Origin of the sequence: Flavobacterium sp. N1994 (assembly GCF_025947145.1) — a bacterium.
Classification (GTDB): domain Bacteria; phylum Bacteroidota; class Bacteroidia; order Flavobacteriales; family Flavobacteriaceae; genus Flavobacterium.
Window position 1 is genome coordinate 2,744,657 of sequence record NZ_CP109999.1, and the last position, 24,006, is coordinate 2,768,662.

General features: G+C 38.4%; 16 protein-coding genes, 2 tRNA genes and 3 rRNA genes. 15 read left to right on the top strand and 6 right to left on the bottom strand.

What is annotated here, in order from left to right; genetic code table 11:
- Window positions 1-2: 2 nt before the first annotated feature.
- Both OLM53_RS12305 and OLM53_RS12310 read right to left on the bottom strand, forming a co-directional pair.
- Window positions 3-299, bottom strand: a complete 297-nt coding sequence (locus OLM53_RS12305; protein ID WP_264520530.1) for a T9SS type A sorting domain-containing protein — start codon at window positions 297-299, stop codon at window positions 3-5.
- Entirely contained in the window at window positions 229-2,904 is a 2,676-nt protein-coding gene (locus OLM53_RS12310; protein WP_264520531.1) for a leucine-rich repeat domain-containing protein, read from the bottom strand. Before OLM53_RS12310 ends, OLM53_RS12305 begins: the two co-directional genes overlap by 71 nt.
- 786 nt (window positions 2,905-3,690) lie before the next feature.
- On the opposite strand from OLM53_RS12310, the gene OLM53_RS12315 reads away from it, so the two are divergent.
- The 8 genes from OLM53_RS12315 (at window position 3,691) to OLM53_RS12355 (ending at window position 11,404) form a co-directional block, all read left to right on the top strand.
- Complete coding sequence (locus OLM53_RS12315; protein WP_264520532.1) at window positions 3,691-4,512, top strand: MotA/TolQ/ExbB proton channel family protein; 822 nt, start codon at window positions 3,691-3,693, stop codon at window positions 4,510-4,512.
- 46 nt (window positions 4,513-4,558) lie between these two features.
- A complete protein-coding gene (locus OLM53_RS12320; protein WP_264520533.1) occupies window positions 4,559-5,188 on the top strand; it encodes an ExbD/TolR family protein in 630 nt (209 codons plus the stop codon).
- A 17-nt stretch (window positions 5,189-5,205) separates the two neighbouring features.
- Window positions 5,206-5,766 (top strand): ExbD/TolR family protein, encoded by a 561-nt coding sequence (locus tag OLM53_RS12325; RefSeq protein ID WP_264520534.1) that lies wholly within the window; start codon window positions 5,206-5,208, stop codon window positions 5,764-5,766.
- 27 nt (window positions 5,767-5,793) lie between these two features.
- Window positions 5,794-6,576, top strand: coding sequence for an energy transducer TonB (locus OLM53_RS12330; RefSeq protein ID WP_264520535.1), 783 nt, complete (start codon window positions 5,794-5,796; stop codon window positions 6,574-6,576).
- A gap of 227 nt (window positions 6,577-6,803) precedes the next feature.
- The gene (locus OLM53_RS12340; RefSeq protein ID WP_264520537.1) at window positions 6,804-7,724 is read left to right on the top strand and encodes a PstS family phosphate ABC transporter substrate-binding protein; all 921 of its coding nucleotides are present in this window, start codon (window positions 6,804-6,806) and stop codon (window positions 7,722-7,724) included.
- A 10-nt stretch (window positions 7,725-7,734) separates the two neighbouring features.
- Window positions 7,735-9,396, top strand: coding sequence for a tetratricopeptide repeat protein (locus OLM53_RS12345; protein ID WP_264520538.1), 1,662 nt, complete (start codon window positions 7,735-7,737; stop codon window positions 9,394-9,396).
- Window positions 9,397-9,510: 114 nt separating this feature from the next.
- Complete coding sequence (locus OLM53_RS12350) at window positions 9,511-10,143, top strand: 7-carboxy-7-deazaguanine synthase QueE (RefSeq protein ID WP_264520539.1); 633 nt, start codon at window positions 9,511-9,513, stop codon at window positions 10,141-10,143.
- 55 nt (window positions 10,144-10,198) lie between these two features.
- Window positions 10,199-11,404, top strand: coding sequence for an aminotransferase class V-fold PLP-dependent enzyme (locus tag OLM53_RS12355; protein WP_264520540.1), 1,206 nt, complete (start codon window positions 10,199-10,201; stop codon window positions 11,402-11,404).
- A 95-nt stretch (window positions 11,405-11,499) separates the two neighbouring features.
- Here the strand turns inward: OLM53_RS12355 and OLM53_RS12360 are convergent, their stop codons facing one another.
- Both OLM53_RS12360 and OLM53_RS12365 read right to left on the bottom strand, forming a co-directional pair.
- Window positions 11,500-12,042, bottom strand: a complete 543-nt coding sequence (locus OLM53_RS12360) for a YfiT family bacillithiol transferase (RefSeq protein ID WP_264520541.1) — start codon at window positions 12,040-12,042, stop codon at window positions 11,500-11,502.
- 2 nt (window positions 12,043-12,044) lie between these two features.
- Window positions 12,045-12,746, bottom strand: coding sequence for a class I SAM-dependent methyltransferase (locus tag OLM53_RS12365; RefSeq protein WP_264520542.1), 702 nt, complete (start codon window positions 12,744-12,746; stop codon window positions 12,045-12,047).
- Window positions 12,747-12,799: 53 nt separating this feature from the next.
- Between OLM53_RS12365 and OLM53_RS12370 the strand changes: the two genes are divergently transcribed.
- Window positions 12,800-13,297 carry a YkgJ family cysteine cluster protein gene (locus tag OLM53_RS12370; protein ID WP_264520543.1) on the top strand — a complete coding sequence of 166 codons (498 nt, stop codon included), beginning with the start codon at window positions 12,800-12,802 and terminating at the stop codon, window positions 13,295-13,297.
- On the opposite strand, the gene OLM53_RS12375 is transcribed toward OLM53_RS12370, so the two are convergent.
- On the bottom strand, window positions 13,294-14,508 hold the full coding sequence (locus tag OLM53_RS12375; RefSeq protein ID WP_264520544.1) for a DUF1343 domain-containing protein: 1,215 nt from the start codon (window positions 14,506-14,508) through the stop codon (window positions 13,294-13,296). The genes OLM53_RS12370 and OLM53_RS12375 overlap by 4 nt on opposite strands.
- A gap of 4 nt (window positions 14,509-14,512) precedes the next feature.
- Between OLM53_RS12375 and OLM53_RS12380 the strand changes: the two genes are divergently transcribed.
- From OLM53_RS12380 to rrf, 6 genes are all read left to right on the top strand, one after another.
- Complete coding sequence (locus tag OLM53_RS12380) at window positions 14,513-15,745, top strand: ABC transporter permease (protein ID WP_264522455.1); 1,233 nt, start codon at window positions 14,513-14,515, stop codon at window positions 15,743-15,745.
- A gap of 546 nt (window positions 15,746-16,291) precedes the next feature.
- Window positions 16,292-17,803, top strand: a 16S ribosomal RNA gene (locus tag OLM53_RS12385).
- Window positions 17,804-17,890: 87 nt separating this feature from the next.
- Window positions 17,891-17,964 (top strand) — tRNA-Ile (locus OLM53_RS12390).
- A 92-nt stretch (window positions 17,965-18,056) separates the two neighbouring features.
- A tRNA-Ala gene (locus OLM53_RS12395) sits at window positions 18,057-18,130 on the top strand.
- Between the two features lie 103 nt (window positions 18,131-18,233).
- A 23S ribosomal RNA gene (locus OLM53_RS12400) occupies window positions 18,234-21,117 on the top strand.
- A gap of 143 nt (window positions 21,118-21,260) precedes the next feature.
- Window positions 21,261-21,370 (top strand): 5S ribosomal RNA (gene rrf / locus OLM53_RS12405).
- The 16S, 23S and 5S rRNA genes sit together here with 2 tRNA genes alongside, the layout of an rRNA operon.
- Before the next feature lie 638 nt (window positions 21,371-22,008).
- Here the strand turns inward: rrf and OLM53_RS12410 are convergent.
- A complete protein-coding gene (locus OLM53_RS12410) occupies window positions 22,009-23,907 on the bottom strand; it encodes a hydrolase/aminopeptidase (RefSeq protein ID WP_264520545.1) in 1,899 nt (632 codons plus the stop codon).
- Between the last annotated feature and the right edge of the window lie 99 nt (window positions 23,908-24,006).

Sequence of the window (24,006 nt, forward strand, 5' to 3'; positions counted from 1 at the left end):
GTTTAGTTTTTTATTACTTTCTGAACTTTCATTCCTTTTGAAGTAAGCACTTTTACTAAGTAAACACCCGAGGATTTTCCAGTAAAATCTAATGTAGTAGACAAACTATCTGTTGTTTTAACTTGTAATAGTCGGCCTTGAATGTCAAATAACTGAACAGAAGTAATGGTTTCCAATGCTCTAATTTCAAGTACATCTGTAACAGGAATTGGAGTAATTGAAACAGTATTACTTTCTAATTCGGAAACATTTAAAAGAGCTACAGTGGTAGAAGTAGTATTTGGTAATAACTGGAGCATTAAAATCAAAATAAATATTAGCTGTGTTTTGAATCTGATTGCCTAATGCTAAGTTGCTTTTGGTTTTTATTTTAAACGCTACAAATCCATGACTTCCTGGTTCGTTATCTGTCTGTGCAGGAAGGTTAATGTTTTCAAAAATAAACTCTACTTTATTGCCAGAAATTCTTGTATTGTGGGGATGAGAACTGGCTACCAATTGAAGTGAGTTAATGTCAAATTTTGAACTATCGATTACGTCTTTTACAACAACATTCTCGGCATAAAATGTACCTGTGTTTTGAAAACGAATGACGTAATTCAAGTAGCCTCCCACCATGCTTGGAGTTATGGTATTGCCTTCTAAGCAAATTTTGTCGTTAGGGTCAAAAGAGCCACCGACTAATTGAGCAATAGAGAACGTGTTGTCGTTAGTAGTTTCATCACCAGCGATTGGATTTATAGTCGTGTTAAAGTTTAAAACATCATTAATATTCACAGGTGGAGTATCTGTTGGACTATTTAAATTCAATGTGAAATATATCATTCTGCTTTCAAACGGTAATAAGTTGGTATAATTCCAACCCAAATTATTTAGTGACTGGCTGTCTATCATTGGCGTAGCCGTAATAAAATCTAAAACACCATCATCGAAAGTTACATTTATATTCCCCGCCAGTATTTGATTTCCTTTGTTTTTATAGGTTAATAAATAAACAGCATCAAATCCAGGACGAGCATTACTTGCCGGAATTATAGTAATTTCAACATCATTGTGAACCCCATTGGCCGTTAAGCAATAATCTTGTGTTTGAGTAGAGCCGTCAAGAGTGGCAAAGGTTTTGATGGAGTTTGCCGGTGACGCTATAAAATAAGGGTTTTCAAATTGTGGTGTTAAAGTAAAATTCCCTGATTGTGTGAAAAAGGAATACCCACCATTGGCCGTTGAAAAGGTAGCGCCAGTTTGTACGCCATCATTAATGTTGATTTTAAAATCTCTTGGATGAATATCATTAACATCACAACCATTATTGTTATTGTCCAAAGTAACCGTACCTGAGATAGTATTGTGAACTCCGCCAGGCACAAAATTACAATACGAGTTTACCTGAACATTAGCAGGTGTTGTGCTGTAAGAAGCGTTCATAGCTATGTCATGTTGTATCGCCTGAATGCTGCTCTCATCTGCACAAATGTATTGGAGGTTAGGACTGTCTATAGCCGTGACATTTCCGTAAGACATAGTTACACCATTTTTTAAATTAACGTAAGTTAAGTTTGGACAATTACCAAAAGAATAATTAACACTTATATAAACATAGTTTGGAATGGGTAAAATAGATTGACTAAAGTCTAATGTCGTAAATAAATTACCATCTACTCTAATACTGGTGAGATGATGTAGATTAGAAACGTCTAGAGTTGTCAGTTGGTTTCCAGCACAATATAAAGTAGCTAAGTTTACTAAGTTACCAATGCTAAGTGTTGTTAGTTGATTGTTACCACAATAAAGCCATGTTAAATTGGTATTATTAGTTAAATTTATAGCGTGTATTGGGTTATCACTACAATCAAGTTGAGTAAGAGCTGTTAAAGTATTTAAAGAAATCGTTGGTAATAAGTTGTTTGAGCAATATAAGGTAGTTAAATTGACTAATGGAGCTAAGTCTAACGATGGTATTTGATTATAGCCACAATCCAAATAAGTCAAATTAGTTAAAGGTGTTACGTTGAGGTTTGCTATTAGATTATTGCTACAATTCAAAAAAGTCAAGTTAGTTAATGCGGTTACATTTAAAACGGGTATGTGGTTTCGATTACAATTCAAATAGGTTAAATTTGTTAAATGGGAAACATCTAATGAGGTTAGTTCGTTCCAATTACAGCTCAAATAGGTCAAGTTGTTTAATCCCGTTAAATCTAGAGAGGTAATGCCACTAACTCCAGCCAAATTAAATTGTGCACCACAATCCAAGTATTGTAGGTTGGTCATACCCGTTACAAGTAAAGAAAGTAACGAACCTTGTGAACAATTAAAATGAGTGATATTATTGGCTCCAGTAGTTACAATTGAAGATATACTCAAATTTTGGTGGCTGTCCACAAAGGTTAATCCAGTCAATCCAGTTAAGTCTAAAGTTGCTAAACTGCAGAAAGAACAATCTAAAGTCTGAAGATTAATTAATCCATTTAAGTTTAGGGAATTTAAATGCCCACCAGAAGAACAATCTAAAGTCTGAAGATTAGTTAATGCACTAACATTTAATGTGGTTAAATAATTACTTCTAGAGCAGTCTAAATGCTGAAGGCTGGTTAAAGCACTAAGATCCCAACTGGCTAAAGGATATTGTCTAAAGGTCAAAGAGTTTAAATTAGTAAATGATTCAAGACCAGTTGTGTTTTGAATGTTACCATTTATATAATTAAGATTGTTGGGACCATTAAAAACTAATGAAGTGGTTGCTAAAGCTTCATTTACTTGTATTTCTCCATCACTATTGGTATCAATGACCGGTTGATGATTTAACAAAGCGGTTTTAAAAACCGCATCGGGGATGTTGACATTTTGAGCATTGCTAATAAAAAGTGAAAGTAACGCAAACATTGTAAAAATAGAATTTTTCATAAGCTTTGATTTATCGGATTCGGATGACAATCAAAAGTACAAATAAGTTTTCATATTATTCATTATCAATGAGTAAATTGCCTATTTGAATTAGAATTTAAAGACCTACTTCTTAAAGATAAAGTATACCGCTAACACCAAAAAGCAAAAACCTACTGTAGGCTTCCAAAGAAAAGTTTCAATTTCAAAGAAAAGCATCAACCCATTTTAGAAATTTTAAAGTGTTTTGTTTGTACCAAGTCCATAGCTAGTCCATAGCTAGTCCATAGCTACTCCATAAAAAATGATGTTTTAATGGACTCACTATGGATAGGGTATGGGTTTGCTACACACTAATCAAGAACGAGATAGTAAATCTGTATGAAATTGTAAAAAGCATAGTTTATTTCTGCTTAATAAGTAGCAGGATAAGGGATGAAAGTATAAGGATGGCATTTTCAACCAATGTAGAGGTAAAGTATAGGAAATGTTAATTGTTTCTGAATTGAATTAAAAATACTTAAATTTAGATGATTAAAAAAGTTGGGTAAAAAAATACATTTTCAAACCTTTTCACGTTATACATTGAAAATAAGTAGTAAAGTGCTTAAAATCATTAGTGTTTTTAGGTAATATTTAATGATTGCTTGTAATGACTGAAAAGGTCATAATTGATGTTATTAAACGTTGAGGTATTAATCTCAAAAAAAGTTTTTTTATTTCAACTAAAAAATTAAATTTGCTACCAATCAAGTTTATTAACAACTAAAACTTATAAATTATTTAAAACTTTTAAAATTTAAAAAAATGGCAAACGTTAAAAAAGAAGGCGGTTCAAAAGGTATTGGTATGATTTCTGGAATCATAATCGTAGCATGTATTTTTATTGGATGGATTATTTGGAATTTCATCATGGGGAATGGTGCTAATTTCGAAGGTGGTGTAAATACAGGACATCCACTTCCAGGGAATTATTTGGCAATGGTTTACAAAGGAGGGCCTATTGTACCAGTTTTGATGGGATTATTGCTTATGGTAATTGTATTTTCATTTGAGCGTTTTGCTGTTATTTCTAAAGCAGCTGGAAAAGGAAACTTGGATACTTTTATGACAAAAATCCAAGCGGATATTAAAGAAGGAAAAATTGATGAAGCTATCAATGCTTGTGACAAACAACAAGGTTCAGTTGCTAATGCAGTAAAATCGGCTTTAGTAAAATACCAAGAAGTGAAAGCTGAAGGATTCAATAGCGAGGAAGCTGCAGAAACTATTCACGAAGAAATTGAAGAAGCTACAGCGCTTGAAATGCCAATGTTAGAGAAAAACTTAACTATTATTTCTACATTAGTATCCTTAGGAACTCTTGCGGGATTATTAGGAACAGTAACGGGGATGATTAAAGCGTTTGGTGCATTAGCTTCAGCAGGAACTCCTGACCAAGCTGCGTTAGCCAATGGTATTTCTGAAGCGTTGATTAATACAGCTACTGGTATCTCTACTTCGGCTTTAGCGATTATTACTTACAACTTCTTTACTTCTAAAATTGATACACTTACTTACTCTATTGATGAGGCTGGTGTAACTATTGTGAACACTTATAGAAAATTCAGAGGAAGTTTAAAAAAATAATACAGTTATAGAGAATTCTATTAATTGTTATAAAAACAAATAAATAATGGGTAAAGTAAAAATGTCCAAAAAGTCAACATCCATCGACATGACAGCGATGTGTGACGTAGCGTTCCTTTTGCTTACATTCTTTATCTTAACGGCAACGGCAAAAGTGCCAGAGCCACTTCCTGTAGATACTCCCTCTTCCACTGTGCAAACTAAATTGCCAGAAACAGGTTTAGTGACTATTACTGTAGGTAAAAGTGAAGGAAAAGAGCAGGTGTTTTTTGGAATGAAAGATAGAGCCATCCGTTCAGGAGCTCTAGATTATATGGCTCAGAAATATAAAGTGACATTCACTGAGACAGAGAAAGCTCAATTCGCCTTAGTTGACGAATTTGGAGTTCCTGTTGAAGGATTGAAGCAATTACTGGGGATGAAAGGTGCTGATAGAGCCAAAAAAGGGGTGCAACCTGGTGTTCCTTGTGACTCTATTAACAATCAATTACAAGATTGGATACAAGGGGCTAGAAAAGCAAATATTGATAATGGAGGGACTAAAGAGCTTCAATTTGCAATTAAAGGCGATGCTAAAGAAGAATATCCTCAAATCAAAAAAGTGATGGATATTTTACAAGATCAAAAAATCAATAGCTTTAATTTAGTTACTGGTTTAAGAGGAAAAGACTATTAATATAATAATATTATACAATGGCTGAATTAAATACCGGCGACGGTGGCGGCAAGAAAGGCGGCAAAGTAAGAAGTAAAAAATCCAATGCAAAGGTTGATTTGACTGCGATGGTGGATTTGGCGTTCTTGTTGATTACGTTCTTTATGCTAACCACTTCATTATCAAAACCTCAATCTATGGATTTAGGTTTGCCTGATAAAGATGAAAAAGACAAGCCTGAAAAAGACGTTAAGGTTGACCAAAGAAGAACTTTAACCATCATAATGGGTAAAGACAATAAAATAAAATGGTTTCACGGACTTCTTGAAGCACCTGAACCTAATGGAAAACCTACTGATGCCGTATACGGTAAAAATGGGTTACGTCAAGAAATTTTGAAAAGAGTAGTTTCTGTTCCTCAAGTTACGGGTGATAAAAACAAAGGATTGATAGTAATTATTAAACCTTCTAAAAAATCTACTTATAGAAACTTAGTTGATGTTTTGGACGAAATGGCTATTTGCAAAGTGCCAACATATGCTATAGTAAATGACATTACTCCAGAAGAGATGAAATTAGTTGACGAAATGAACAAATAATCCAGTGTTAATCAAAAATATACTAAAATGAAATTAGACTTATTTAATAAACAGTGGATAGACATCGTTTTTGAAGGACGTAATAAAGCCTATGGGGCTTATGAATTGCGTCAAGAAAATTCAAAAATAACCATTCGTTCACTTGTTATCGGGGCAATAGTTTTTGCATTAGCAGTAAGTGCACCACTCATCATTAGCTTAATTCCTGATTTTTCAAAGAATGAAGCCACATTGGATCAAAAAATCGTTACGATTAAATTGCCTCCAAAAGAACAACCAAAAGATCTTCCACCACCACCACCTCCTCCTCCTAAAGTAGATCAGGTGAAGTTTGTTAAGCCAGTTGTGGCTAAAACAGATGAAGTTACGGAAGAACCACCAAAAGTGGAAGAAATCAAAGATAAAAAATTAGGAGATGAAACAATAAAAGGAGATCCTGATGCTCCTTTAACAGTAGAGCCCGTTGGAAACGGACCAAGTGTCGTTGAAGAAGATAATAACATCTACAACACAGCGGGTATCGAAGTAAAACCAGATTTTCCAGGAGGAATGCAAAAATTTTACGGTTATATTGGTAGAGCTTACTCTGCTCCAGAAGATTGTGGTAGTGGTAAAGTATTTGTAACCTTCGTTGTTGAAAAAGATGGTTCACTTACCGATATCAAAGTTATTAGAGAGGTATGTCCTGGTTCTGGAAAAGAAGCGATAAGAGTTTTAAAATCTTGTCCAAAATGGAATCCTGGAGAACAAAATGGTAAGAAAGTAAGAGTGTTATATTCATTACCAATTTCTATCCAATCAGCAGAATAAATGATTTCAAAATACATTGAAAACTTTCAGAAGAAATCGCTTAAAGAGCGGTTTCTTCTCGTTATAGGCATTTTGTTTTTTTTGATTTATTTAACATTGGGCTTAATCATCATATTTTGGAAGTCCTTACCTTTAACTTTAGAATATAAATACAGAATTGCCTTTGGAATTTTACTGATTGTATATTCTTTTTTACGATTTTTGCGTTTCTTTAATAAAGAAGACTAATGAATAAATTAACTAAGACACTTATTGGCTTTGTTTTGTTAACCTTGCTTTTTGTTTTTTCATGTCAGAAAAAAGAAAATGATAAGCAAGACACCATTATAGAAGGAAAAGCTACACTTTACGTTGACGAATCTATTTTACCAATTATTGAAGATGAGCAAGCCGTTTTTGAAACAGAATACAAAGCTAAATTGCATTTAGTTCCTCAATCAGAAAATGAAATTGTAAATGCTTTACTTAATGATACAGCTAAAATTGCCATTCTAACAAGAGAGCTTTCAAAACAAGAGATCAATGCTTTTAAAGCTAAAAAGATTTTTCCAAAAACAACTCCTTTCGCGTCTGATGCTGTTGCTTTAATAAAAAGTAAAACAGATAAGGATACCTTGGTTACATTACAAGACATTTCCAAATTTTTAAAAGGAGAAGCAGTTTCAAATATTAAAGGGTTAGTTTTTGATAATGCTAATTCAAGCACAGTAAGATGTCTTTCAAAAGTTCTAGGAACATCAGTAATAAACCAAAAGAATGTTTTTTCCTTAAAAACAAATGAGGAGGTCATTAAGTATGTGTCTAAAAATGATGGAATGGTTGGGGTAATTGGAATGAATTGGATATTTCAACCGCCTCTAGACTTACAAGAGTTTGTAGATAAAGTCAATGTGTTAGCCGTTAAGGACAAAGATAAAGGGGGATATTTTTTCCCTACACAAGATAATTTAGCGATGGGTAAATATTCTTTGGCACGGCATTTGTATATAGTGAATTGTCAGGGTTATTCTGGACTGGGAATGGGCTTTGCTTCCTTCCTTGGAGGAGAGAGAGGTCAACGTATTATTTTAAAATCAGGGCTTGTTCCTGAGCGTACACCAGGCAGAAAAATAATGATAAGAAACACAATTACTAAAGATAAAAATTAATATGAAGAAGATGAATAAGTATAAAATTTTTGGTCTAGCTCTAGTGGCAACAACCATTGCGAAAGCACAAGATTTAGAATCAGCAAAAAAAGCAATAGATGCTGAACAATATGAGAAAGCTAAATCATTGTTGAAATCAGTTATACAAGCTAAACCATCTAATGGAAAAGCGTCCTTTTTATTAGGAACCATTTATTTGAAACAAAATATAGCGGATTCTGCTACTATATATTTTCAAAAAGGCTTAGCTTCAAGCGAAGGGGCAAGGCTGAATAATATAGGTTTAGCACAAATGGATTTAGATGCCAACAACAAAGCTGCTGCTCAAGCAAAATTTGATTTGGTTACTAAAGAATTAAAAAAGAAAGATATCGAAGAGTATGTTTATATTGGTCGTGCTTTCATGGATGCTGATAAACCAGATTATAAAAGCGCTATTGATGTTTTATTAAAAGCTCAAGCAGCAAGTCCCAATGACCCACAAGTTCAGTTAGCATTAGGAGACGCCTATTATGGAGCTAAAAATCAAAACGATTCTTATGTGGCCTACAGAAATGCTTATCAATTTGATAGTTCTCTATTGAGAGCTAAAATGCAGTTAGGGGTATTATTAAAAGGAGCTAAAGCTTATACAGAAGCCATTAAAGCTTATAACGAAGTAATAGCAATCAATCCAAATTACGGTCCGGTTTATCGTGAATTAGCAGAGACTTACTATTTATGGGGAAGCAATGTTCCAAAAAGCTATGATGAAAACATTCAAAAAGCATTAGGGTTTTATGAAAAATACATGAGTTTAACGGACTATTCTATTACGTCTCGTATGCGTCATGCTGACTTCTTAATCTTAGCCAAAGATTACAAAGCACTAGAATTAGAAGCAAATAAGATGAAAGAATTGGATGGAGTTAACCCAAGAATTCTTCGTTATCTAGGCTACTCTTCCTATGAAAATGGAAACATCGACGCCGCTTTAGATGCTTTACAAAAATTCACATCTAACCCTGCCAACAAAATTATCCCTCGTGATTATTTATATTTAGGTCAAGCTAAAATTAAAAAAGGAACTAGTGCTGATGGTAAATCAGTAGACCAAGCACAATTAGCCTCTGGTATTGCGGATATTAAAAAAGCTCTTGACATGGAGCCATTAGCCGCTAATGAATTGAATGAAATAGGAAAAAAATTGTATGATCAAAAAGCATTTGGAGCCGCAGCTGCCATATTTGATATAGCGGTTGGATATCCAAATTCTAAAAACTTTTTACTAGATAATTTCTTTTTAGGAAATGCTATTTATTATGATAACACTAGAAAAGAAGTAGTTAAACCTGATCCTATTGCTTTGCAAAAAGCTGATGTTGCCTTTGGAAATGTAATCACAGCTTCACCTACCACTCAAGATGCTTACATCTTTAGAGCAAGAACCAATAGATTGTTGGAAAAAGATACCGAGATGGCAACATATTACCAACAATATATTGATGTAGTGACTGCAAAAGGAGAAGCAGAAGTGACTAAAAACAAAGCCAAATTCATTGAGTCTTATAATAATATAGCATCAACTTTTGCCAATACGGATAAAGCAAAAGCAAAGGAATTGCTGAATAAAACATTATTGCTTGATCCAGCCAATCAATATGCTCTTGAAGCTATTAAATTATTAAAATAATTTTCAAAGTTTAAATTTAAAACCGATAGTTAAAAGCTGTCGGTTTTTTTATTTGTAAAAATTAAAATTAACTCACTTTCTAATGATTATCTTTGCCAACTATTATTGAAAAAAATGTTATCAAAAGAAACACAATTAGCGGTTGAAAAAGGAGAAATGCTTCCCCTTATGGAGGAGTTTTATACCATTCAAGGTGAAGGATTTCATACAGGTACTGCAGCTTATTTTATTAGAATAGGCGGTTGCGACGTGGGTTGTCATTGGTGTGATGTGAAAGAAAGTTGGAATGCAGAGCTACATCCTCCCACTGCAACAGATTTGATTGTTGACAATGCAAAAAAATATGCTGATACTGTTGTGGTAACAGGAGGAGAGCCATTAACTTGGGATATGACAGTATTGACTCAAAAATTAAAAGATAAAAATCTAAAAGTTCATATCGAAACATCTGGAGCCTATTCTGTTTCAGGAACTTGGGACTGGTTTTGTCTTTCGCCAAAGAAAAATAAATTACCAGTAGCAGATGCTTATGCTATTGCTAATGAATTAAAAGTTATCATTTACAACAAACACGATTTCATTTTTGCCGAAGAACAAGCTGCCAAAGTAAATGACAACGCCATTCTGTTTTTACAACCAGAATGGAGTAAAAAAGAGGAAATGACGCCACTTATTGTTGATTATGTAATGAGTAACCCAAAGTGGAGAGTGTCTTTGCAAACACACAAATATTTGAATATCCCTTAATGTAAAATCTCAAACATTGTTTGGGATTTTTTATTTTTACCAAAATTCATCAATCATGAAACCATCGGTTCACGAACTCCAAAATAAAAAATCACATAGTGTGAGTAAATCACAATTTCTTTTAGATCCCAACATTACCTATTTAAATCATGGGTCATTCGGCGCTTGTCCCAAACCTATTTTTGAATCATTTCAACGTTTTCAATTAGAATTACAGTCAGACCCCGTTGATTTTATTCAGCGAAGACAGCCTAAGTATTTAAAGACAGCTCGTGAAAGTTTGGCTCAATATGTAGGGTGCCAAGGGCATGATTTGTTTTTTACTCCCAATCCAACTTTTGCTGTAAACGTTATCATGCGGAGCATTAAACTTAATAAAGGAGATGAAATTTTAGCTACCAATCACGAGTATGGTGCCATGGATAGAACTTGGAATTTTTATTGCAAAAAGTCAGGAGCTAAATACATTCGTCAAAACATTACTTTGCCTATAGTTTCAAAAGCACAAATCATAGAAGAGTTTTGGAAAGGATATAACGAAAACACCAAAGTAATTTTCCTAAACCAGATGTCGAGTGCCACAGCTTTGATTTTTCCGGTAAAAGAAATCTGTGATAGAGCTAAAGATTTGGGTTTAATCACTATAGTTGATGGTGCTCATGTACCAGGTCATATCGATTTAAATATTTCCGATTTGAATCCAGATTATTATACAGCCACATTACACAAGTGGATGCTGGCTCCTACAGGGAGTTCTTTTTTATATGTTAAACCCGAATTGCAAAATGAGTTAGAACCTTTGGTGGTAAGTTGGGGATATGAAAGTGTGGCTCCTGGTGAAAGTCAGTTTTTAGATTATCACGAATTGCAAGGCACTAGAGATATTTCAGCATTTTTATGTACGCCAACGGTGATTCAATTTTTAGAGGAAAACAATTGGAAAGAAGTTTCAAAAAACTGCAAACAAATAGTATTGGATAATTACCAACGCTTTTGTGATTTGCTAAATACTAATCCATTGAGTCCAATAACCTCTGAATTTTTAGGACAAATGGCAAGCGTTCCAATTGATACTGATAAACCTGCGGAATTGAAGAGTTTATTATATGATAAATACAGAATTCAAATCCCAGTAATGCCTTTAAATGGAAATATTTATATTCGGTATTCTATCAATGGGTATAACGCTCAAGCCGATTTAGATATTTTATACAACGCTTTGGAAGATAGTATTAGAACAACAGATTTGATTCAAGTCTAAAACCATAGCCCAGATAGTAACGGCATCCTTTTGCTTTTTTCTTTAAAAAGCAAAAGATATAGTGGATAGCTGGAAATAGCTCCTAAAAATTAGCATTACCAGTCTTTTCTTTTTTTCAATTCGGTAATGTGTGCCAAATGATGGGTGCAATGCCATTCGTAAAGACAAATCATTTCTCGGAGTTCAAATTCCTTATTGTGTTCGGGATGTATGTAGGCCATTTCCAAATCGGTTTCTGACAAACTTTTCATCACAAAGGCTAATCGGTAATGCAGTCCTTCCAAAAATTGAAGCGTGGGTTCAATAGGCATCGTTCGGTTGTCTATTCCTTCAGCCCATAGGTTTTCATAATAGAATTTTATAGTCGGATTGTTCTCAGTCATGGTCCATTTCAATCGGATAAAACAATTCATATGACTGTCGGCACAATGATGTATGACTTGACGAATCGTCCAACCTTCTGGTCTGTAGGGAGTATCCAGTTGTTCCTTTGACAAATGCTGCACTTCCTTTTTTAGTTTTTGCGGAAAGTCGGCAATCGTTTGTATGGCTTTCGCCAAAAGCTCAGCAGTGTAAACAGTAGGAGCTTCGAATATCCCGATAGGGTAGCGTAGTTTTTCTAAATCAGATTTTTCCATAATTAGAGCGTAAGTTTGGCTAAATAATCAAAATGTTTGCCTTCCAATAGTAATTCACAATGCAAACCATTGGCATGAGCTACATTTTGAAAAGTATTATAATCGATATACAACCAAGGGAAAGGCTCCTCGGTGGCTCCTTTATAGGAAACAGTAAAAGTCAATTCGCCATAATAGCCGTCAGCCGGAACCAAATAACTGCCGTCATCATCTGCATCAAACATATAAATAATATCAGAACTGTCAATTAGGATTTGACCATTCGGATTTAAGAGTGACTTTAGTTTTCGCAAATAATTTGAAGTATCGGCTAAAGTTCCAAAGATGCCCGTGCCATTCATTAGTAACAGAAAGGTGTCGAATTTTTCATCTTTAACTTCCAATAGGTTTTGTACTCTCGCATTATTAATGCCACGGAGTTGACACGCTTTAATAGCATTTTCAGAAATATCAATAGCTGTCACGTCAAATCCTTTTTCCTGAAGATATAAAGCATGACTTCCAGCGCCGCAACCTACATCAAGAACTTTTCCTTTACAAAGTTGTAACCCTTTCTTTTCGAGTTTTGGCATTTCGTTGTACTTTCTAAAAAGATACGCCACACTCATTTCATCCGCTTCAGAAATAGTAGTTTCCGTCACCAAATCTTCGGGTGAATTATGGGTTTGAAAATCTAGGATGGCTTTTCCAAAAAGGTCTTTCATAAATGTAAATTAGAGTGGTAAAGTTGGTACTTTTGCATTAGAAATAAAACAAAATGCTAAAGCCTTCTTTAAACGAAATTCAAAAGCTTGCCAAAGATAAGCATATCGAAAACAAAAAGTATTTTGATAAGCTCAAAAAGAAAACACCCAAGAATCTAGATTATGTAATGCAGGATATACATGACGCCGAGTTCAAACGAACCGATTGTTTACAATGCGCCAATTGCTGCAAAACCACAGGACCATTATTCACTTCGGCCGATATTGAACGAATTGCTAAACATTTGAAACAAAAACCACAGCAGTTTATCGATCAGTATTTGAGAATAGATGAAGATAAAGATTATGTGCTACAAAGTGTTCCGTGTACGTTTTTGGATACTGAAAACTACTGCATGATTTACGATGTACGCCCAAAAGCCTGTAGAGAATTTCCTCATACTGATAGAAAGAAGTTTCAACAAATTGCAGATTTGACATTGAAGAATGTTGCTATTTGTCCAGCAGCCTACAATATTGTAGAAGAAATGAAAAAGCGTTTGCCTCTTTAATAAATCAAATATTTCTTTCGCATTACTTTAAAATCTGCTAACCCTTTCTCCCAAGATTTTCTAATGTCAGCTTCCGATGTTCCCGCTTCTATTTGTTGTTGTAATTTCTTGGTGCCAGCTAGCTTAGTAAAGAAATCGGTAAAGAATTTAGTTTTGTCTGCAGTTGCAGTATAAGCTTTTATTAGCCATTTCAATTCCAATTGATGCACTTTAGGAGCACTACTCAAATCTTCACCATAACACAATTGGTTTTTATAAGGTGGTTCTTTAGCCCCCATATTCGGTACCGGAGTAAAACTAAAATCACTTTTTGGCAAATAAGGCGAACCATATATTTGGAATTGTTTTTCGGTGCCACGCCCTACGCTCACATTCGTTCCTTCAAACAAACACAAACTGGCGTAAAGATTGATTGCTTGGTCATTGGGTAAATTCGGAGATGGTTTTACAGGTAAACTATAAGCCATTTCTCTTTTATAATTCAAACACGGAATCACAGTCAACTTACATAGTTCGCCATTCTTAAGCCATTTTTCACCATTTGTCATTTGGGCATATTCACCAATCGTCATCCCATGTAATAATGGAATTGGGTGCATGCCAACAAAGCTAGAAAACTCTTTTTCTAAAATCGGTCCATCAACAATACCACCATTCGGATTGGGTCTGTCTAAAACAATTAGCTGAATGTTATTCTCCGCACAGGCTTCCATAATATAATGCAACGAAGAAATATAAGTATAGAATCGAGCACCAACATCCTGCAAATCAAAAACCAACACTTCAAGTCCAGCCAGTTGTTCCGATTTAGGTTTTTTATTATTGCCATATAAAGAAATAATGGGTAATCCGGTTTTAGTATCTTTTCCATCCACCACATGTTCTCCAGCATCCGCAGTGCCACGAAAGCCGTGCTCGGGTGCAAAGATTTTCAGTAGATTTATTTTTTTTCCCAAAAGGAAATCAACAAGATGAGTTTTGTCGGAAAGAATCCCAGTCTGATTCGTTATAATTCCCACTTTCTTATCTTTTAATAAGGGCAAGTAAGTAGCGTAATTATCAGCACCAGTTTTTATTTCTGAAGTTGTATTCTCCACTATAACTTCTTGCTTCTTGCTTCTTTCCTCTTTGCTCTTCACAGAACTCCCACAAGAAACCATTAGCAAAACCAAGAATAAAACTGTATTTTTGAACACCAATTTTGACATCATACCATTGAAATTAGAATATTTTATAGGGAAAAGACTCATTACTGCTAAAGACCATAAAAGTAGTATTTCTGCGCCAATAATAAAAATTGCCATCACGGCCATAGCACTCGGTATGATCATGATGATAGTTTCTATCGCAACCGGTATCGGTCTCCAACAAAAAATCCGTCAAAAAGTCTCCGCTTTCAACGGACATATTATCATCTCAGGGTATAACGACAACAATTCCGATGTTAGTACTGACCCCATTACCCTTCACCAAAAGTTTTACCCCAAGTTCAAAAATGTAGAAGGCATTTCCCATGTACAAGCCGTGGCAAGCAAAGCAGGGATAATCAGAACCGAAACAGCTTTCGAAGGCATCATCTTCAAAGGAGTAGGGAAGGATTACCAAACGGATAACTTAAAAGAATATTTAGTCCAAGGAAGACTGCCTAACTTCAAATCTAATCTTAATGAAGAAGTGATGATTTCGCAATATCTCTGCAACCGATTAGGATTAAAGCTCGACGATAAATTCGTAACCTATTTCATGAAGGAAAACAGCGAGGGTTACAATCTTCGTAATTTCAAAATAGTCGGAATCTACAATTCAGGCTTTCAAGAATTCGACGCTAGTTATGTCATTGGCGATATTCGTCACGTGCAACGCATCAATAAATGGCGCCCAGACCAAATCGGCTCCTTCGAAGTATTCCTAGATGACTTTACCCAAATCGAGCAAAAAGGAAAAGAAGTCTACCAAGAAACGTCCTCCACACTCGACACCCAAACCATAGAAGAAAAATTCTACTACATCTTCGAGTGGCTCAAACTATTTGATTTCAATATCATCGTCATTCTCATTGTCATGATTGCCGTTTCTACCATTAATATGGTGGTGGCGCTGTTGGTTTTAATTCTCGAAAGAACCCAAATGATCGGAATCCTAAAAGCTATTGGAGCCAACAATTGGGCTATCCGAAAAATATTCCTCTACAACGCCGCCTACTTAATAGGAAGAGGATTGCTCTGGGGGAATGTCATTGGAATTGGACTATTGCTTATTCAAAAATACTTCGGCATCATCAAATTGAACCCCGAAAGTTATTACGTCAACGAAGCTCCAGTCGACATCAACTTGTTCTACATCCTGCTATTAAACATAGGAACCGTAGCGATTTGTTTAGTGGTACTACTCATTCCGTCCTACATTATTACCAAAATCACACCGTCCAAATCCATTCGTTTCGAGTAGAAGGAGCACCACGTCAGTATTCTTTAAGAGCATATGCTCCCGCTATCCGTTCTATCTTTTTCCTTTAAAAAAGGAAAAAGGATGCCACTACTATCGGGGCTAGTGATGACTTTTGGTTTTTATCAGGGAGTGTTTTTTAATGGTAATCGACAAACGGTAATTGTAAAACACAAGTTATCAACATCTTAAAAAAAGATGGAAAAAAGGGCAAATTTTATTTGGATTGAAAGAAATAGAGTTCTTATATTTGCACCCCGCAAGAGAGGAAAAGTTCATTGAAGACTGAAAAAACGAAGGAATTAAAATAATTCAAAAATAATTTTAAAAAGCCTTGTTAGTTAGAAAAGAATAATTACTTTTGCACCCGCTTTGAGAATGAAAGCGGTATTAAAAAAGAAGAACACGTTCATAGACATATTGAATTGACAGCCGTTTTAAGCAGTGATGTTTAAAACAAATAAAAGAGAGTAAGAGAATCGAAAGATTTGAAAAAGCCTAGCCTTTGTCTACATTACGATGCAGATAGCGATATCAGCATAACAATATACGATGAAGAGTTTGATCCTGGCTCAGGATGAACGCTAGCGGCAGGCCTAACACATGCAAGTCGAGGGGTAAGGTAGCAATATCTGAGACCGGCGCACGGGTGCGTAACGCGTATGCAACCTACCTTTTACAGGGGAATAGCCCAGAGAAATTTGGATTAATGCCCCATGGTGTATTTAAGTGGCATCACTTGATTACTAAAGTTCCAACGGTAAAAGATGGGCATGCGTCCTATTAGCTAGATGGTAAGGTAACGGCTTACCATGGCTACGATAGGTAGGGGTCCTGAGAGGGAGATCCCCCACACTGGTACTGAGACACGGACCAGACTCCTACGGGAGGCAGCAGTGAGGAATATTGGACAATGGGCGCAAGCCTGATCCAGCCATGCCGCGTGCAGGAAGACGCATCTATGGTGTGTAAACTGCTTTTGTACGGGAAGAAACACTCCTACGTGTAGGAGCTTGACGGTACCGTAAGAATAAGGATCGGCTAACTCCGTGCCAGCAGCCGCGGTAATACGGAGGATCCAAGCGTTATCCGGAATCATTGGGTTTAAAGGGTCCGTAGGCGGTTTGATAAGTCAGTGGTGAAAGCCCATCGCTCAACGATGGAACGGCCATTGATACTGTCAGACTTGAATTATTAGGAAGTAACTAGAATATGTAGTGTAGCGGTGAAATGCTTAGATATTACATGGAATACCAATTGCGAAGGCAGGTTACTACTAATGGATTGACGCTGATGGACGAAAGCGTGGGGAGCGAACAGGATTAGATACCCTGGTAGTCCACGCCGTAAACGATGGATACTAGCTGTTCGGAGCAATCTGAGTGGCTAAGCGAAAGTGATAAGTATCCCACCTGGGGAGTACGTTCGCAAGAATGAAACTCAAAGGAATTGACGGGGGCCCGCACAAGCGGTGGAGCATGTGGTTTAATTCGATGATACGCGAGGAACCTTACCAAGGCTTAAATGTAGATTGACCGGTTTGGAAACAGATCTTTCGCAAGACAATTTACAAGGTGCTGCATGGTTGTCGTCAGCTCGTGCCGTGAGGTGTCAGGTTAAGTCCTATAACGAGCGCAACCCCTGTTGTTAGTTGCCAGCGAGTCAAGTCGGGAACTCTAACAAGACTGCCAGTGTAAACTGTGAGGAAGGTGGGGATGACGTCAAATCATCACGGCCCTTACGCCTTGGGCTACACACGTGCTACAATGGACGGTACAGAGAGCAGCCACTGGGTGACCAGGAGCGAATCTACAAAACCGTTCTCAGTTCGGATCGGAGTCTGCAACTCGACTCCGTGAAGCTGGAATCGCTAGTAATCGGATATCAGCCATGATCCGGTGAATACGTTCCCGGGCCTTGTACACACCGCCCGTCAAGCCATGGAAGCTGGGGGTACCTGAAGTCGGTGACCGTAAGGAGCTGCCTAGGGTAAAACTAGTAACTGGGGCTAAGTCGTAACAAGGTAGCCGTACCGGAAGGTGCGGCTGGAACACCTCCTTTCTAGAGACGATAAAAAGGACTAGACCTTAAATTAGAAATTCAATTACTCTCGCTGTTAGTTCAAATATTATAATAAGCAAAATACAGAGTCTCGTAGCTCAGCTGGTTAGAGTACTACACTGATAATGTAGGGGTCCCCAGTTCGAGTCTGGGCGGGACTACTTTGTTTAGCTTGTTTAAGGAAATTTTAGAGGTTGAGTGACCGTTTGAAGTACTGTTAACTGAAAACTGTTAACTGTCCACTAAATAGAACGGGGGATTAGCTCAGCTGGCTAGAGCGCCTGCCTTGCACGCAGGAGGTCATCGGTTCGACTCCGATATTCTCCACAGCCGCTAACGCGGAAAAGTTCATTGACATATTGAGATAAGAAAATAATAACAAAGTAGAAAGAACACGCTCTCTATGCAGTAATGTGTAGAAGCAAAAGTACAATAAGCAAAATAAGGGCGTATGGGGGATGCCTAGGCTCTCAGAGGCGAAGAAAGGCGTGATAAGCTGCGAAAAGCTACGGGGATTGGCACACACGAATTGATCCGTAGATACCTGAATGGGGCAACCCGGCATGTTGAAGACATGTCACTCCGATAGGAGAGCAAACCCGCTGAACTGAAACATCTAAGTAGGCGGAGGAGAAGAAAACAAAAGTGATTCCGTAAGTAGTGGCGAGCGAACGCGGATTAGCCCAAACCAAAGTTGTTACGGCAATTTTGGGGTTGTAGGACCACGACATTTCTTGCGGATTGAATTAGAATAACCTGGAAAGGTTAACCGAAGAGGGTGATAGTCCCGTATAAGTAAGAGAAGATAAGGATAGTGGTATCCTGAGTAGGGCGGGGCACGTGAAACCCTGTCTGAATTTGGCGGGACCATCCGCTAAGGCTAAATACTCCTGAGAGACCGATAGTGAACCAGTACCGTGAGGGAAAGGTGAAAAGAACCGTGAATAACGGAGTGAAATAGATCCTGAAACCATACGCTTACAAGCGGTCGGAGCCCTTTCGTGGGGTGACGGCGTGCCTTTTGCATAATGAGCCTACGAGTTAACGTTGCTGGCAAGGTTAAGGTATTAAGTACCGGATCCGTAGCGAAAGCGAGTCTGAATAGGGCGCTTTAGTCAGTAGTGTTAGACGCGAAACCGTGTGATCTACCCATGGGCAGGATGAAGCTGTGGTAACACATAGTGGAGGTCCGAACCGGTTGACGTTGAAAAGTCTTCGGATGACCTGTGGGTAGGGGTGAAAGGCCAATCAAACTCGGAAATAGCTCGTACTCCCCGAAATGCATTTAGGTGCAGCGCAAGTGTTAAAGTTATATAGAGGTAGAGCTACTGATTGGATGCGGGGGCTTCACCGCCTACCAATTCCTGACAAACTCCGAATGCTATATAATGTTTACTTGCAGTGAGGGCATGGGTGCTAAGGTCCATGTCCGAGAGGGAAAGAACCCAGACCATCAGCTAAGGTCCCCAAATATATGCTAAGTTGAAAAAACGAGGTTTGTCTGCCCAGACAGCTAGGATGTTGGCTTGGAAGCAGCCATTCATTTAAAGAGTGCGTAACAGCTCACTAGTCGAGCGGACGAGCATGGATAATAATCGGGCATAAGCATATTACCGAAGCTATGGATTTATACGTAAGTATAAGTGGTAGGGGAGCATTCTAACAGGGTTGAAGGTGTGTCGTAAGGCATGCTGGACTGGTTTGAAAAGAAAATGTAGGCATAAGTAACGATAATGCGGGCGAGAAACCCGCACACCGAAAGACTAAGGTTTCCTCAGCTATGCTAATCAGCTGAGGGTTAGTCGGGTCCTAAGGCGAATCCGAAAGGAACAGTCGATGGCCAACGGGTTAATATTCCCGTACTACTGTTAATTGTGATGGGGTGACGGAGTGATGAAAGCGCCGCGAACTGACGGAATAGTTCGTTAAAGTACCTACCTATAAGAGCCGCAGGCAAATCCACGGCTTTTGGGGAAATACGATAGTACACGGAGTCTTCGGACAAAGTGATAGTGCGCCTAAGGGCTTCCAAGAAAAACCTCTAAACTTAGATTAACAGTACCCGTACCGTAAACCGACACAGGTAGTCGAGGAGAGAATCCTAAGGTGCTCGAGAGATTCATGGCTAAGGAATTAGGCAAAATAGACCTGTAACTTCGGGAGAAAGGTCGCCAGCAGCAATGCTGGCCGCAGTGAAAAGGTCCAGGCGACTGTTTATCAAAAACACAGGGCTCTGCAAAATCGTAAGATGAGGTATAGGGCCTGACACCTGCCCGGTGCTGGAAGGTTAAGAGGAGATGTTATCTTCGGAGAAGCATTGAATTGAAGCCCCAGTAAACGGCGGCCGTAACTATAACGGTCCTAAGGTAGCGAAATTCCTTGTCGGGTAAGTTCCGACCTGCACGAATGGTGTAACGATCTGGACACTGTCTCAGCCATGAGCTCGGTGAAATTGTAGTATCGGTGAAGATGCCGATTACCCGCAATGGGACGAAAAGACCCTGTGCACCTTTACTATAGCTTAGTATTGGTCTTGGATAAGTGATGTGTAGGATAGGTGGGAGACTATGAAGTGGCGTCGCTAGGCGTTGTGGAGTCATTGTTGAAATACCACCCTTTGCTTATCTGAGGTCTAACCCCGCGTATGTGGGGGACATTGCTTGGTGGGTAGTTTGACTGGGGTGGTCGCCTCCAAAAGAGTAACGGAGGCTTCTAAAGGTTCCCTCAGCACGCTTGGTAACCGTGCGTAGAGTGCAATGGCATAAGGGAGCTTGACTGAGAGACATACAGGTCGATCAGGTACGAAAGTAGAGCATAGTGATCCGGTGGTTCCGCATGGAAGGGCCATCGCTCAAAGGATAAAAGGTACGCCGGGGATAACAGGCTGATCTCCCCCAAGAGCTCATATCGACGGGGGGGTTTGGCACCTCGATGTCGGCTCGTCACATCCTGGGGCTGGAGAAGGTCCCAAGGGTTGGGCTGTTCGCCCATTAAAGTGGCACGCGAGCTGGGTTCAGAACGTCGTGAGACAGTTCGGTCTCTATCTATTGTGGGCGCAAGAAATTTGAGTGGATCTGATTCTAGTACGAGAGGACCGAATTGGACAAACCTCTGGTGTATCTGTTGTTCCGCCAGGAGCACCGCAGAGTAGCTACGTTTGGAAGGGATAAGCGCTGAAAGCATATAAGCGCGAAACCCACCACAAGATGAGATTTCTTTTAAGGGTCGTGGAAGATGACCACGTTGATAGGCTATAGATGTAAAGGCAGTAATGTCATAGTCGAGTAGTACTAATAACCCGTAAGCTTATGTACGTCGCATCTCCCGTCGCAAGACGGGAGTGCAATCTTTCAGATTCCCAATCAAGTTGGGAATGACAAGTTATATTTTTTATCTCAGTATGTTAAGATATTGTGTAATGTTGATTGATTAAGTCAATCACCTTTGCAAAACGACTTAAGGTGGTTATTGCGTCGGGGCTCACCTCTTCCCATCTCGAACAGAGAAGTTAAGTCCGACTGCGCAGATGGTACTGCAGTTATGTGGGAGAGTATGTCGCTGCCTTTTTTTAGAAACCCTATTCATTTATTTGGATAGGGTTTTTTGTTTTATGGTTATTGATGAACTGAAGTTCATGTACCTCAAGCCCACTGGGCTTGCTCCTTTTAATTTCAAATCTGAAGTCCACTGGACTTCCTCCTCTTATTATCAAATTCTTAATATCAAAGTTTTTTTGTTTTCTAATACGGTGGAGAAAATGTTGAAGCATTGGAAAACAAAATGTTGACGCATTGGAAAACAAAATATTGAAGCTGCGTCGACAAAATGTCCAAGCCGCGTCGACAAAATATTGACGCCTTATAAATAAAAACTTGAGGCTGCTTCGAGAAAATGTTGACGCCTTGTCATTACTTTCTTTTTCAATGGAGAATTTATTGCCTAAACTTTAATTAATTTTTTATTTTATGGAAGTACTAAAATAAATGCCCTATAAAAATAGGCTTTGTCGGGTTTGTATGAAGGAATGTATTATTGTGGATTTAATTAACCACACGAAAGGATTCGTGCGGTAGTGGGTGAGATGAGATTCTTCCTTCGTCAGAATGACAAGAGAAATTATAAAAAATCCCACTCTAATTAGAATGGGATTTTTTAATTTAAAGCCCTTCGACTGCGCTCAGGGTGACAATATAGTTGTTGCGACTTTATTTCAACACTTGTTGCACCGCTTCCAATGTAGTAGCATGATACCCTGCTTTTACTTTGGCAAAGATTTGGTTGGCCCAGGTTTTACCTTCGGGGGTCTTTGCCATTTCTTTGTAGAGTGGGGTTAGGGAGCCAGTGCGGCTGTAGGTGGTTAGGAATTGTTCTATGGCTGGATAGGCGGTTTTGTAGTGGTGTTTTAGGGCTTGGATGAACCATTGGCGTCGTACTACAAAATTCCCTCCGTTGGTGAAATTGCATTCTTTGTCGATGGCGGTCATTTCCTCCGTAGTGATGTCGGCTGGAAGGTAGTCGATGAAATGTTGTTTTTCGTTGGTGGAGGTTATTTTTTGGCTTAGGCCTTTGACTCCCGTTTGTCGCCATGTTTTTTGAAGGGCATCAATGGCGTTGAAGTCTTCAGAAATAGGTGTGATGATGTTGGGGGGAATGCCTGGTTTGTAGATCCACTCTTCCATTTTTATTTTATCGGCTAGGGCTTTGTAGCCTTTGATTAAGTTTTCTTTGTAATAGGTCACAAAATCTTCGGTGGTGATGGATTGGAACGAATGTGCTTTGAAGTAGGCGGTGATAAACGCATCAAACTTTTCTCGACCCACAGCCGCTTCTATAGTTTGCAGGAAGGCATAGCCTTTTTCATAAGGGATGTCGCTTAGCCCATCGTCTGGGTTTTTGCCTGTGGTGTTTACTTTTAGTCGGGTGTCAGGACTGGTGATGCCTAAATCGGTTAGGTTGTCTTGCAGTACTTTTCGACTTAAGACGTCTTGCATTTTGGCTTCTTTTACGCCGAATACTGCTTCGCCGATGCGGTGTTCTACATAGGTGGTAAAGCCTTCGTTGAGCCAGATGTCATCCCAAGTGGCATTGGTGACTAAGTTGCCGCTCCAACTGTGTCCTAGTTCGTGGGCTAACAAGCTCGTTAACGAACGGTCGCCAGCTAAAACGGTAGGAGTTAGGAAGGTTAGGTTAGGGTTTTCCATGCCTCCGTAAGGGAAACTGGGCGGTAATACAATCACATCATAGCGTCCCCAGCGGTAAGGACCGAAGAGTTTCTCGGCAGCATTGACCATATCACCTAGTTTGGCAAATTCCCAAGCCGCTTTTTTGATTACCGAAGGTTCGGCATACACGCCAGTGCGATGGTCTATGGATTGGAATTGGATATCGCCCACGGCAATGGCCATTAGGTAGGAGGGAATGGGTTTGTCTTGTTGGAAAGTGTAAATGCCTGTATCGTTTTTTTGTTGTGGGTTAACGGCACTCATTACCGCCATTAGGTCTTTGGGCACGGTAACTTTGGCGTTATAAGTGAAGCGAATGCCAGGGGAGTCTTGACAAGGCAACCATGTGCGGGACCAGATGCTTTCGCCTTGCGAGAATAAGAAGGGTTTCTTTTTGTCGGCGGTTTGTTCTGGAGTAAGCCATTGTAGGGCTACGCTTTTTTTGGTGGTGTTATAGTAAATGTTGACTTTGGTAGTTGTTGGTTGTATCGTAATGTGAATGGGTCTTCCGTGGAATTCAACGGAGTCTCCTAGTTGGAATTGGGTTTCTTTTTCGTCATCGCCTAGGGTTACTTTGGTGATGTTTAGGGTATTTTCGTCGAAGATGATTTCGTTTCCTTTGGCGTTGTTTTCAATAGTCCAAGAGGCTTTTCCTGAAAGGGTTTGGGTATCGAAATCAACTTTGATGTCTAAGTCTAGGTGTTTTGCTACGGCTTTATTAGGTTGGGCAAAAGAATGGTCGTCTTGGACCCATTTGGTTTGGGAGGGAAGGGTAGTTTCTTTTTTTTGACAAGCTATTGCGATAAGGAGTATTGAAAAGAGGATTACTTTTTTACTTACTGTTGTTGTGTTTTTTGAGAGTTTGTGAAACTTTGATTTCATTTTATGGGACTGTTAATTGGAAGTGTAAATTAAATCAAAATAATTGGCTTGTCAGAATTATATAAAATGTTTTTGTAGCTTTGGGAAAACTCTTATACT

Coding starts and splice junctions, on each gene's coding strand:
- OLM53_RS12315 (WP_264520532.1), top strand. CDS start 3,691: ATGGCAAACGTTAAAAAAGAAGGCGGTTCAAAAGGTATTGGTATGATT.
- OLM53_RS12340 (WP_264520537.1), top strand. CDS start 6,804: ATGAATAAATTAACTAAGACACTTATTGGCTTTGTTTTGTTAACCTTG.
- OLM53_RS12410 (WP_264520545.1), bottom strand. CDS start 23,907: ATGAAATCAAAGTTTCACAAACTCTCAAAAAACACAACAACAGTAAGT.
- OLM53_RS12345 (WP_264520538.1), top strand. CDS start 7,735: ATGAATAAGTATAAAATTTTTGGTCTAGCTCTAGTGGCAACAACCATT.
- OLM53_RS12310 (WP_264520531.1), bottom strand. CDS start 2,904: ATGAAAAATTCTATTTTTACAATGTTTGCGTTACTTTCACTTTTTATT.
- OLM53_RS12370 (WP_264520543.1), top strand. CDS start 12,800: ATGCTAAAGCCTTCTTTAAACGAAATTCAAAAGCTTGCCAAAGATAAG.
- OLM53_RS12320 (WP_264520533.1), top strand. CDS start 4,559: ATGGGTAAAGTAAAAATGTCCAAAAAGTCAACATCCATCGACATGACA.
- OLM53_RS12375 (WP_264520544.1), bottom strand. CDS start 14,508: ATGATGTCAAAATTGGTGTTCAAAAATACAGTTTTATTCTTGGTTTTG.
- OLM53_RS12365 (WP_264520542.1), bottom strand. CDS start 12,746: ATGAAAGACCTTTTTGGAAAAGCCATCCTAGATTTTCAAACCCATAAT.
- OLM53_RS12360 (WP_264520541.1), bottom strand. CDS start 12,042: ATGGAAAAATCTGATTTAGAAAAACTACGCTACCCTATCGGGATATTC.
- OLM53_RS12330 (WP_264520535.1), top strand. CDS start 5,794: ATGAAATTAGACTTATTTAATAAACAGTGGATAGACATCGTTTTTGAA.
- OLM53_RS12355 (WP_264520540.1), top strand. CDS start 10,199: ATGAAACCATCGGTTCACGAACTCCAAAATAAAAAATCACATAGTGTG.
- OLM53_RS12350 (WP_264520539.1), top strand. CDS start 9,511: ATGTTATCAAAAGAAACACAATTAGCGGTTGAAAAAGGAGAAATGCTT.
- OLM53_RS12305 (WP_264520530.1), bottom strand. CDS start 299: ATGCTCCAGTTATTACCAAATACTACTTCTACCACTGTAGCTCTTTTA.
- OLM53_RS12325 (WP_264520534.1), top strand. CDS start 5,206: ATGGCTGAATTAAATACCGGCGACGGTGGCGGCAAGAAAGGCGGCAAA.